The sequence below is a fragment of the Vibrio sp. TRT 1302 genome (assembly GCF_050113875.1).
In the GTDB taxonomy this organism is placed as follows: Bacteria; Pseudomonadota; Gammaproteobacteria; order Enterobacterales; family Vibrionaceae; genus Vibrio.
Map to the genome: position 1 here is coordinate 436,393 of NZ_JBNJOF010000002.1, position 11,480 is coordinate 447,872.

An 11,480-nucleotide genomic window follows, 5' to 3' on the forward strand; every position below is an offset into this window, starting at 1 on the left:
CGCGTTTAGAAGAACGCGTAGAGTGAAAGGGCACCGGTTCCGTATATCGATTCCGGTGCCTCTTTGTAATCGGGAGTTTTAGCGGTTGCAGTTAAGCTCGCGCCGAAACTTTGGTTATACCAAGCGAAGCCTGCGACTGCTGTAGCTTGATTGTTTTCCAGTGTAACGTCGTAGATACTCGGATTCTGACCGTTTTTAACCGCGTATTCAGTCACACCTGAACGGTCGCCTTCAATCGTAATGTCATTGAATCGGTATCGTGCTTCGATACCAGTGAAGACAAACCAACCACCTTGTGAACCACCAATCATACCTGCGCGGAACGGGTTCTCGTTGTCAATGTTTGCCGCCCCCATGTTGCCGCCTAAATCGGAGCCCCAACGGAACATAAATCCCGTAGAAACATCACTGCGGAAGTTACCAGCGTTGACTTCAGAGACATTGGAAATTTCAAAGTCTGTATTGGCAATTGCGCGCTGACGCCATAAGTTGAAGTGCGACAGATACCCGACGCTACCAACGAATTTGTCGTCAACCTGATATGCCCAACCTCTTGGTTGATCTGAGCCGGTGATGCCGTGAACGATATCTTGTGCTTGATCGGCTAGAGAGCTCTCGCCAGTGGTACCGAGTGTGAGGTTAAAACGCTGAGCTTGTTGAGGGTGCAAACTAATATAGTTGAACTCAGTGTGCAGAAACCCTGCGTACGGTCTGTCATTGACCATAGGCGCTGTCGCTTCAATATCCGAAGGCGTGTACATCTTATGGCCAAGAGTGAATTCAAACTTGTCGAGTGAAGCACCGCCCCAGAAAGAGAGACTCAAAGGGCTGAAGATAGGATAAGGCGTAATGCCCCCTGTCGTGTAGCTCAGAAACAGACCGTTGGTGTAGTCTTGGTCGACACCGAAGATACCATCGTTGTCGAGAGAGAATGAAAGGGTCGATTTGTCTGAGGCGATACTACTTGCAGAAGCCAGTAGCAGAGGCAGTAAAATTATGCGGTTTAACTTCATGTGTCTGTGCTTAACTCAATTAGATGTCTGATAATACAAGATTAATCGATACAAATGTTAGCAATTAACATACCAGAGAGATGAACTGTGCACCGTATCGCTGATTTATCGGTGATAAATTGACAGAAAAAATAAAGCCCCGCTATTTAGCGGGGCTTCGTCAATCATTTAGCTGAGAATTATAGAGACTCAGTAAATGTACGTGCGATTACGTCTTGTTGCTGCTCTGTAGTTAGAGAGTTGAAACGTACAGCGTAACCAGATACACGGATTGTCAACTGAGGGTATTTCTCAGGGTGCTTAACTGCGTCTTCTAGAGTTTCACGGTTAAGTACGTTCACGTTTAGGTGCTGACCGCCTTCGATGCCTGCTTCATGGTGGAAGTAACCATCCATTAGACCTGCTAGGTTAGCACGTTGTGACGCTTCTTCTTTACCTAGTGCGTTTGGCACGATAGAGAAGGTGTAAGAGATACCGTCTTTTGCGTGAGCAAATGGTAGTTTACCTACAGATGTTAGAGACGCTACCGCACCTTTCTCATCACGACCGTGCATTGGGTTTGCACCTGGAGCGAATGGAGCACCTGCGCGACGACCATCTGGAGTGTTACCAGTCTTCTTACCGTATACCACGTTTGAAGTGATAGTCAGGATAGACTGAGTTGGGATTGCATCACGGTAAGTCTTAAGCTTACGGATCTTGTTCATGAACACTTCTACTAGTTCACAAGCAATGTCATCTACGCGAGCATCGTTGTTACCAAATTTAGGGTAGTCGCCTTCGATTTCGAAGTCGATTGCTACGCCATCTTCATCACGGATAGGTTTAACTTTCGCGTGTTTAATTGCAGATAGTGAGTCAGCTGCAACAGATAGACCAGCGATACCACAAGCCATAGTACGACGAACGTCACGGTCATGTAGAGCCATTAGTGCAGCTTCGTAGCTGTACTTGTCGTGCATGAAGTGGATAGAGTTCAGTGCAGTCACGTACTGCTTAGCTAGCCAATCCATGAAGTGGTCAAGTTTGCCCCATACGTCGTCGAAGTCTAGAACTTCGTCAGTGATCTTAGGCATTGCTGGACCAACTTGGATCTTCAGCTTCTCATCCACACCACCGTTGATTACGTATAGTAGTGTCTTAGCAAGGTTTGCACGAGCACCGAAGAACTGCATGTGTTTACCAATGATCATTGGTGATACACAACATGCGATAGCGTAGTCATCAGATTCGAAATCTGGACGCATTAGATCGTCGTTTTCGTACTGGATAGAAGAAGTGTCGATAGAAACTTTCGCACAGAACTTCTTGAAGCCATCAGGTAGTTTCTCAGACCAAAGTACAGTGATGTTTGGCTCTGGAGAAGGACCCATAGTGTATAGAGAGTTTAGGAAACGGAAGTTAGTACGTGTAACTAGTGTACGACCGTCAAGACCCATACCACCCATAGACTCAGTAGCCCAGATTGGGTCGCCAGAGAATAGGTCATCGTACTCAGGAGTACGTAGGAAACGAACCATACGTAGCTTCATTACGAAGTGGTCAATCATTTCCTGAGCTTCAACTTCAGTGATCTTACCTTCAGCGATGTCACGCTCGATGTAGATGTCTAGGAACGTAGAAGTACGACCCAGAGACATAGCAGCACCGTTTTGTGATTTAACTGCAGCTAGGTAACCGAAGTAAGTCCACTGGATAGCTTCTTGAGCTGTTTCAGCAGGACGAGAAATGTCGAAACCGTATTTCTCAGCCATAACTTTCATTTGGCCAAGTGCGCGGTGCTGCTCAGCGATCTCTTCGCGAAGCTGCATTGTCATTTGAAGATCTTCGCCGTTCTCAAAACGCTCTTGTAGAGACTTGAATTGAGCCAGTTTGTCTTTCATTAAGTAGTCGATACCGTATAGAGCAACACGACGGTAGTCACCGATGATACGACCACGACCGTAAGCATCAGGTAGACCAGTTAGAACACCTGACTTACGACAAGCTAGGATGTCTGGAGTGTAGATATCAAATACACCAGCGTTGTGTGTTTTACGGTACTCAGTGTAGATTTTAGAGATTGCTGGATCTAGCTCGCGATCGTACGCTTTGCAAGAACCTTCAACCATGCGGATACCACCGTTAGGGATGATAGCACGCTTAAGAGGGGCATCAGTTTGAAGACCAACGATAGTTTCTAGGTCTTTCTCGATGTAGCCTGCATCGTGAGCAGTGATGGTAGAGATAAGGTCAGTATCGAAATCAACAGGTGCGTGAGTTGAGTTCTCAATCTTGATACCTTCCATTACCTTAGCCCAAAGCTTGTTGGTTGCTTCAGTACCTTCAGAAACTAGGAAAGATTCGTCGCCTTCATACGGTGCGTAGTTCTTTTGAATAAAATCGCGAACGTTTACTTCGTTTTGCCAATCACCTGCAGCAAAACCTTCCCAAGCTTTAGCAAATTGCTCTGCCATGACATACCTACCTTTTTAGTAGAAAAAACACGTACCTATCAAACCGTTGAGCCAGTTTGAGTCCCAAAACTGGGATGGTACACTCTTATGAATAACAATATGTATAGTCTTTAAAGTTGCTTACCGAAAGGGCATAAAACTATAAATATTGTCACTACTTTTTACATGGTGTCTTATTAACTTGGTTTCAAGGATATACTAAAAAAATTTTGTAAACCTTAAACTAAATCAATAAATGCTCGTTTGTTTAAATTATTTTTTAAAAAATAACTTGTCACTAAAAAAAAGTTGAGAGCCGAGGTCGGCTCTCAACATCTGTTTACGTTATAGGAACGCTGCGATGCCGTATTGGCCTTCAAGCATACCTACTGCAAGCATAGCGATCAGACAGATAACCAACACGCCTACTGGGATCACGATCTTATCGACGAACGATAGACGAGCTGCGCGTTCTTTATCACCAATCAGACCGTTGTTATCAAGTAGCATGGTTAGTGCCCAAGCTAATACAGGGTTCACAACAGCAGAACCGAAGATACAGATACCTGCAGCTTGAGAGTCTTTAGAATCTTTAACCATTTGCATACCCGCTTCAAGTAGCGGAAGTGAGACACCGACAAGAAGAGCAACACGCATTACTGGAGGCCATACAGCGATATCCATAGGGAAACCAAGAATCGCAATGATCATCACCAACAGACCTAGCAGAATCGCACCAGCAGGAATAGGGCGCTTAGCGATAGCCGCTGGGATCATGTAAGTACCCCAAGATGATGTGATGTTACCACCACCCACTGCCGTACCTACCATCTGACGAATTGAACACATTGTCATAGTGTCATCTACGTCCATCAGTACTTTTTCAGTCTTTTTAGGGTAGTTCAGCTCTTGGAAGATACGGTGACCTAGGAAGTCAGGTGACCACATAGCAACCGCTAGAATGGCGAACGGAAGTGATGCAATAAAGTGTTCCATGTTTGGTAGACCAAGCATCCAACCTTGCTCAGTGCTGCCCCACCAGTAAACTGGGTTTAGGTTTGGAAGACCAGTTTCAGTTACAAACTTAATATCGAAGCCAGCACCAAGCACAAGCGCAATCACTAGACCAGTAAATGCACAAACAGGGATAGCCAACCAACGCTTGTTAACTTTAGCTAGGAAAGCATACAGCGCGATAGTGACTGCAAGTACAATCAGGCCAACATAGCCCATGCTACCAGCGGCAACTGTGTCAGACTGAAGACCCACAGCCCATGTCTGAATAGAGTTGATTTGGCTCATAGTACCGGTCAGACCGAGGAAGATCAGTAGGCCACCGGCCGTACCTTCCGAAGTCAGGTTGACCAACTTGGAGCCACCTTTTAGGAAACTCAGAAGTAAGCCAAAGATACCAATTAGGATAGCCAATGCAAGAGGGTGCGCACCTGCTAATGCGATGGTGCCGATAAGAGGGATCATTGGGCCGTGGTTACCGGCAAGGTTTGCTTTCGGGTTGATGAAACCAGAAGCTAGAACACAGAACAGTAATGCTGGGATCAGCATTTCTACTCGAGCCACTTCGATAGCAAACTCTTTGCCAAGGTTAACGTGGTCCCAAGCAGCGGTTAGACCTTCAGCCCAAGACATCATTACCGCAGAGTACATCGCGATAATACCAATAGTACCGGCTAGAGCGGGTACCAAGTCTTCAAGCTCAAAGCGGAAATCACGACCAGGCAGGTTTAATCCGAAGCGGCGTGGCTTCATGATTTGCAGTTCGTGGTCTAGGTAGTCTGAACGGCTTTCAAACTCAGAAGCTGGGCGGTGCAGCTCTTGATAGCTCTTGTTTTCGATATCCGAATCAGAGTGCGGTTTATTGACTGCGTCTGACATAGATTCCTCATATTCTAAAAAGTTAGTAAATCTGCGAAGAGGGACCAGATTATTGTTCTGAGACGGTCCACTCTGTAAAAACCTGGTTTAGCTTCCTGCAATTGAATCCCGGTCTACCTCGCTGTAGCTCATGCTTGATGTGCTAAAGCATAGAGGATTTATTGCGAAAAGTACCTCTATTGAGACTTTTAGCATTGAGGCGAGTTTAACTTGCTAACCCTAAAGAGTGATTGATTTAGATCACTTTATGAAAGGTTGTGAAAGAAAACTACACAAGCTGCAATTAGTTGCGAGCTTGTAATCAGTTTCACTGAAATAAAATTTCATAACGTAAGGTTTACTAGCGAGCTCAACCCTTTACGAGTGGAAGGAGAATGGAGCAAAGATCGTTTATTGAGTTAGATCTTGTTTTTATAAAAATGTTAATACTGACAATATGGATATTATCTGTGTTCTCGGGTGTTTTATGCGAAATATGGAGCGGTTTTAACTATTAAATGCATTATTAATCATATAAAGTGGCTATATATTGCTGATTTATAGGTTAATAATTTGTTGCAACTTGCTCGGGGGAGTGCTAGTTTGTATCGCAATGTGGGTGGAACCCAGCAGTCAACCAATCGCTAATAGCATTAGTGATTGGTCATAATAAAGACAGGGAGTATGAGCGCATGAAAGATGTACCAGCGCTGGATATAAAAGAACTGCACAAAACATTTGGACAAAATGAAGTTTTAAAGGGCATCTCATTGGAAGCCCACAAAGGGGACGTAATTTCCATTATCGGCTCATCCGGTTCAGGAAAAAGTACTTTTCTAAGATGTATCAATCTTCTTGAAACACCTACCGCTGGTGAAATTTGGGTTAATGGAGAATTAATCCAGATGAAAAACAATCGCCAAGGGGAGGCTGTTCCTGCCAATGAAAGACAGGTGCAACGAATTCGTTCCAGACTTGCTATGGTTTTCCAAGGGTTCAACCTTTGGTCACATATGACTGTCATGGAAAACGTCATTGAAGCTCCGGTTCACGTGTTAGGCGTGCCTAAAGCACAAGCGATCGAAAATGCAGAGCTGCTGCTTAAAAAAGTAGGGCTTTATGAACGCAAAGATTATTACCCAGGTCATCTATCGGGCGGTCAGCAGCAGCGAGCAGCCATTGCACGCGCACTTGCCGTAGACCCAGAAGTGATGCTGTTCGATGAGCCGACATCGGCACTCGACCCTGAGTTAGTAGGTGAAGTTTTAGGCGTAATGCGCGACCTAGCAGAAGAGGGACGCACCATGCTAGTGGTGACGCATGAAATGGCGTTCGCTCGCGATGTTTCTAACCACGTGATGTTTTTGCATCAGGGATTGGTTGAGGAACAAGGCGACCCTGCGAAGCTATTCACAAACCCTGATTCTGAGCGTTTAAAGCAATTTATCTCATCAATTTACTAATAGCCGTTTAGCGGCAGACAAACACACATAAGTTACATATAAAAATCACAATCACAGGAGTATGGAAATGAAAAAGTGGTTATTAGCAGCAACACTGGCAGCTACCGCTGTGACTGGCGCAGTACAAGCGAAAGAATGGGATGAAGTTCGCTTCGGTATTGAAGGTGCTTACCCTCCATTTAGCTGGACAGAAGCCGATGGTTCACTGAAAGGTTTTGACGTAGATATGGCAAACGCTCTATGTCAGGAAATGGCAGTGAAATGTAAGATCGTTGCGCAAGACTGGGATGGTATCATTCCTTCACTACTAGCACGTAAATACGATGCAATCATCGCAGCAATGTCTATTACGGAAGAGCGTAAGAAGAAAGTTGACTTCACTGGTAAATACGCACTTATCCCTAACAAGTTTATTGCTAAGAAAGGTGCAGGCCTTGATTTTGACAACCTAAGTGGTCAGAAGATTGCTGTACAGCGTGCGACAACTCACGACAAATACCTAACAGATAACTACGGCGACAAAGTAGAAATCGTTCGTTACGGTTCTTTCGATGAAGCTTACCTTGACCTTGCGAACGGCCGTGTTGCGGCAGTTCTTGGTGATGCTTCTGCGCTTGAAGAAGGTGTACTGAACAAAGCGGGTGGTGAAGCGTACGAATTCGTAGGTCCATCGCTAACTGACCCTAAATGGTTCGGTGAAGGTTTTGGTATCGCACTTCGTAAGCAAGATAAAGATCTGACTAAGAAGCTAGACGCAGCCATCCTATCTCTACGTGAGAAGGGTGTTTATCAAGAAATCGCTGCTAAATACTTCAACTACGACGTTTACGGTCAGTAATCGTTGCTAAGCGACCGTTGGTTCTTGTTCCTAGGAGTAGTAGCCAACGGTCGATTTCTATAAAGTTTAGGGACCAGGAACTTACCTATGCTGGATTTACAAGGATATGAAGCCTCTATTATGAAAGGGGCCGTAGTGACCATAGAAGTCGCTCTGTTGTCATTATTGCTGGCTATGATTCTAGGTATGCTAGGTGCATTAGCCAAAATGGCCCCTTATCGCTGGGCACGAGCAATAGCCACTCTATATACCACTGTGATTCGTGGTATTCCCGACTTAGTTCTCATGATGTTGATTTTCTTTGGTGGACAAATTCTTCTCAACAACAGTTTGTACTCCATCAACGAAACACTAAATGAATGGTTTGCGGCAAGTGACCCAAGTCATGAGTGGACGTCTTATTTACCAGATTACATTGATGTCAGCCCGTTTGTGGCAGGCGTCCTCACTATCGGATTCATTTTCGGCGCCTATATGGCCGAAACGTTCCGTGGTGCCATCATGGCAGTTGACTCCGGTGAACTGGAAGCTGCCAAAGCGTACGGTATGAGCTCTGTATTGGCTTTCCGTCGTATTCTTTTACCGCAAATGATTCGTCACGCCTTGCCAGGATTTGGTAACAACTGGCTCGTTTTGCTCAAGACAACGGCACTTGTGTCAATCATCGGTCTTGAGGATATGGTTCGTATGAGCTCACTGGCTGCTGGCTCAACGAAAATGCCATTTACCTTCTACATGGCGGTAGCGATTATTTTCTTATTCTTTACCAGTGTTTCAACAGGCTTCTTAAAGCTGGTAGAGCGCAAATTCAGTATTCATGCGAGGTAAAGAATGGATTTTTCACTGATTTTAGATAGTTTCCCCATCTACCTTGATGGATTAATGACCACCGCATGGTTGGTTGGTGTGGCTTTGATTATTGGATTGATTGTGGCAATTCCACTTGGTGTGGCGCGTAACAGTCACAATGTCTTAATCAACGGACCGAGCTGGGCCTTCATCTATTTTTTCCGTGGCACACCGTTACTGGTTCAACTTTACCTAATTTACTATGGTATGGATCAGTTTTTCCCAGTCAAAGACACCTTATGGGAGAACGCTTGGTTCTGTGCATTGGTCGCTTTTGTGCTTAATACTTCAGCATATACCGCTGAGATTATCCGTGGCGCAATCAATGGCCTGCCTAAGGGTGAAGTGGAAGCGGCTAAAGCTTATGGCATGAGTGCGTTTATGACTTATCGCCGCATCATTTTGCCAAGTGCTTTACGTCGTGCCCTTCCTGCCTACAGTAATGAAGTCATCTTTATGCTTCATGGTAGTGCCGTTGCTGGTATCGTGACGATCGTCGATTTAACCGGTGCGGCGCGTTTGGTTAACTCTCGTTACTATGCCCCGTTTGAATCTTTCCTCACTGCTGGAATGTTCTACATGGCGTTAACCTTTATTATCTTAGGTTGCTTTAAGTACGCAGAGAAACGCTTCTTAGCCTACTTAAGACCATTAAGCTAATTACAGAAAAACGGCACCGAAAGGTGCCGTTTTTGTTTGAGTTTCGCCGTGAAGTACTGGCGTTTAATGCAGAACGTTAACTGAGAATGATCAGTATCGTACCAGCCAGAGTCATCAAAATATTGGCTATCGCATAAGTGCCGGCATAGCCCAAGGCAGGGATGGTTGACTTGGCATAATCATTAACGATATCCATCGCTGGTGCGCAGGTTCTGGCACCAATAATGGCACCAAACAGAAGTGCGCGGTTCATTTTCAGAATGTAGGCACCAACCAAATAAGCCAGTACAACGGGAACGACACTGACTAGGAAGGCGAGGCCAATTACTTGAACCCCAACCTGAGAAAGATGCTCGAACATCTTACCACCCGCACTCAGACCGATCCCAACCATGAAGAACATCAAGCCTAGGTCTTTGACCATATTCAGCGCACCTTGTGGTACATAGCCAAATGTTGGGTGGTTAGCACGCAAGAAACCGAGTGTGATACCCGAAAGAAGCAATCCCACGGCGTTACCGAGACCAAAGGAGACTTGACCGAATGTCATGGTGATCAAACCAAACATAATGCCAAGAATGAAGAAGCTACAAAACGCGAGTAAATCAGCCATCTGGCTGTGGATTGAGATAAAACCGATTTTTTCAGCTAAGCCGTGGACGCGACTTTTCTCACCACTGACCTGCAGCACATCACCTTTCGCCAAAACGATATCTAAATCCATCGGCATTTCGATCTGAGCACGAACCACGCGGTTGAGGAAACAGCCGTATTCGGAAAGATTCAAATCAGAAAGACGTTTACCGGCAATCGCATCACTTTTAACGACGATCTCTTCTTCGACGATACGCAAGTCAAGCAAGTTGCGATCGAAGACTTCTTTACCGTTGCGGAAACTAGGATCGAGACGGGCATGACTATCTGGGAAGCCAACGAGAGCAATCTCATCCCCTTCTTGCAAAATAGCGTCACCATCAGGATGGGCGAGGATACCGTTACGGCGAATACGCTCAATGTAGCAACCGGTTTGACGATAAATACCGAGTTCTCGTAAGTTCTTACCATCAATCCAGTTAATCAACTCTTGACCAACACGGTAAGCACGAATAATTGGCAAGTACACTTTGCGCTGACCAGAGCCCCCTAAACCGCGTTCTTGTGCAATTTGTTGTGCTGAGTCGGAAAGGTTCTGCTTTTGCAGTTTAGGCAGAAGCTTGGCAAACATGATCATACTGATTAAACCAATCAGATAAGCCATTGCATAGCCGACAGACAGGTTTTCGATCACCTGAGCAAAGTCCATGTTTCTTGGTGTGGTCGCTAAACCAGAATTGAGTGCGTCTTGGGCACCTACCAACACAGGCGTTGACGTCAGGGCTCCCGCCATCATGCCGGCTGATAGACCAAAATCTAATCCCAGATGATGGCTGGCAAAATAGGTGATCGAAAGGGCAGTGGACAGCACCACCATACTCAAAATGAAGTAATGCTTACCATCTCTGAAGAAAATACCGAAGAAGTTAGGGCCTGCTTCAATACCAACACAGTAGATAAACAACATAAATCCGATAGTTAATGCGTCAGCATTAAAGGTAAAACCGAGATGTCCCATGATGAGTGATGTAATCAACACACCAATGGAGTTGCCCAATTGAAGGCTTCCAAAGCGGATTTTACCAATACCTAAGCCTATCGCTAGGACAACGAAAATAAGAAGAATAGGGTTCTGTTCGAGCAAGGTTACGACGTCAATGTTCACGGGCAATTCTTGTGTTGGTGCCGGGCAGTAAGTTATGTCAGCGAATTGTATCTGAATATTGCCAAAAGATAAGTGAAAATTTTGACAATTTATTGTTGAGTAGAGTTAAGAACAATATGACTGCGGTTGCAAACTGAATAGAAACAAAAAAACCGCGTTAGACGCGGTTTTTTTTAAAACGGATTTATTACTCGGCGAATAGGCCTAGGTGCTCTTTAGCATATGCTTCGAAGTCGTCGCAACCACCGATGTGCTCTTGGTCAATGAAGATTTGTGGCACAGTCTCAACAGGTTTACCTACGGTTTTTTCTAGGTCTGCTTTAGAGATACCCTCTGCGTGGATATCAACGTAGCGGTAGTTGAAGTCATCGCGCTGTGCTTTTAGTGTTTCTGCGTGCTCTTTTGCGCGAACACAGTATGGGCAAGCTGGGCGACCAAAGATAACTACGAACATATTCTCTTTCTCCTGTAATTTGTTAACTGCAACTATGCCCGATCCAATGGCGGAAATAAAGTGGCATTTACCTGTTGTTTCAATAGGTGAAATCTATCGAACAAAAATTGAACCCAGTCAGTTATATTTAGCTATGA

Annotated in this window: 9 protein-coding genes; 4 read left to right on the top strand and 5 right to left on the bottom strand. The window is 45.1% G+C overall.

Annotation, left to right across the window (positions count from 1 at the left end; all coding sequences use genetic code 11):
• Positions 1–5: 5 nt before the first annotated feature.
• The 3 genes from ACQEXP_RS04760 to ACQEXP_RS04770 all read right to left on the bottom strand — a co-directional run bounded on the left by ACQEXP_RS04760 (position 6) and on the right by ACQEXP_RS04770 (position 5,341).
• Positions 6–1,013, bottom strand: a complete 1,008-nt coding sequence (locus ACQEXP_RS04760) for a lipid A deacylase LpxR family protein (protein ID WP_269375946.1) — start codon at positions 1,011–1,013, stop codon at positions 6–8.
• A 179-nt stretch (positions 1,014–1,192) separates the two neighbouring features.
• The gene (pflB, locus tag ACQEXP_RS04765; protein WP_269375944.1) at positions 1,193–3,469 is read right to left on the bottom strand and encodes a formate C-acetyltransferase; all 2,277 of its coding nucleotides are present in this window, start codon (positions 3,467–3,469) and stop codon (positions 1,193–1,195) included.
• Positions 3,470–3,793: 324 nt separating this feature from the next.
• Positions 3,794–5,341, bottom strand: coding sequence for a DUF3360 family protein (locus tag ACQEXP_RS04770; RefSeq protein ID WP_138973304.1), 1,548 nt, complete (start codon positions 5,339–5,341; stop codon positions 3,794–3,796).
• 671 nt (positions 5,342–6,012) lie between these two features.
• On the opposite strand from ACQEXP_RS04770, the gene ACQEXP_RS04775 reads away from it, so the two are divergent.
• The 4 genes from ACQEXP_RS04775 (at position 6,013) to ACQEXP_RS04790 (ending at position 9,130) form a co-directional block, all read left to right on the top strand.
• Positions 6,013–6,783 carry an ABC transporter ATP-binding protein gene (locus ACQEXP_RS04775; RefSeq protein WP_138973303.1) on the top strand — a complete coding sequence of 257 codons (771 nt, stop codon included), beginning with the start codon at positions 6,013–6,015 and terminating at the stop codon, positions 6,781–6,783.
• Positions 6,784–6,850: 67 nt separating this feature from the next.
• The gene (locus ACQEXP_RS04780; RefSeq protein ID WP_426968492.1) at positions 6,851–7,621 is read left to right on the top strand and encodes an ABC transporter substrate-binding protein; all 771 of its coding nucleotides are present in this window, start codon (positions 6,851–6,853) and stop codon (positions 7,619–7,621) included.
• A gap of 87 nt (positions 7,622–7,708) precedes the next feature.
• Positions 7,709–8,449 (top strand): ABC transporter permease, encoded by a 741-nt coding sequence (locus ACQEXP_RS04785; protein ID WP_138973301.1) that lies wholly within the window; start codon positions 7,709–7,711, stop codon positions 8,447–8,449.
• Positions 8,450–8,452: 3 nt separating this feature from the next.
• Entirely contained in the window at positions 8,453–9,130 is a 678-nt protein-coding gene (locus ACQEXP_RS04790) for an ABC transporter permease (RefSeq protein ID WP_138973300.1), read from the top strand.
• A 76-nt stretch (positions 9,131–9,206) separates the two neighbouring features.
• On the opposite strand, the gene ACQEXP_RS04795 is transcribed toward ACQEXP_RS04790, so the two are convergent.
• Both ACQEXP_RS04795 and ACQEXP_RS04800 read right to left on the bottom strand, forming a co-directional pair.
• Entirely contained in the window at positions 9,207–10,889 is a 1,683-nt protein-coding gene (locus ACQEXP_RS04795; RefSeq protein WP_138973299.1) for an aspartate:alanine antiporter, read from the bottom strand.
• Between the two features lie 187 nt (positions 10,890–11,076).
• A complete protein-coding gene (locus tag ACQEXP_RS04800) occupies positions 11,077–11,343 on the bottom strand; it encodes a GrxA family glutaredoxin (protein WP_138973298.1) in 267 nt (88 codons plus the stop codon).
• Positions 11,344–11,480: the final 137 nt, after the last annotated feature.

What these genes read in the sequence shown, in the direction of transcription:
- ACQEXP_RS04760 (WP_269375946.1), bottom strand. Translation starts at nt 1,013, where the DNA reads ATGAAGTTAAACCGCATAATTTTACTGCCTCTGCTACTGGCTTCTGCA.
- pflB (WP_269375944.1), bottom strand. Translation starts at nt 3,469, where the DNA reads ATGGCAGAGCAATTTGCTAAAGCTTGGGAAGGTTTTGCTGCAGGTGAT.
- ACQEXP_RS04770 (WP_138973304.1), bottom strand. Translation starts at nt 5,341, where the DNA reads ATGTCAGACGCAGTCAATAAACCGCACTCTGATTCGGATATCGAAAAC.
- ACQEXP_RS04775 (WP_138973303.1), top strand. Translation starts at nt 6,013, where the DNA reads ATGAAAGATGTACCAGCGCTGGATATAAAAGAACTGCACAAAACATTT.
- ACQEXP_RS04780 (WP_426968492.1), top strand. Translation starts at nt 6,851, where the DNA reads ATGAAAAAGTGGTTATTAGCAGCAACACTGGCAGCTACCGCTGTGACT.
- ACQEXP_RS04785 (WP_138973301.1), top strand. Translation starts at nt 7,709, where the DNA reads ATGCTGGATTTACAAGGATATGAAGCCTCTATTATGAAAGGGGCCGTA.
- ACQEXP_RS04790 (WP_138973300.1), top strand. Translation starts at nt 8,453, where the DNA reads ATGGATTTTTCACTGATTTTAGATAGTTTCCCCATCTACCTTGATGGA.
- ACQEXP_RS04800 (WP_138973298.1), bottom strand. Translation starts at nt 11,343, where the DNA reads ATGTTCGTAGTTATCTTTGGTCGCCCAGCTTGCCCATACTGTGTTCGC.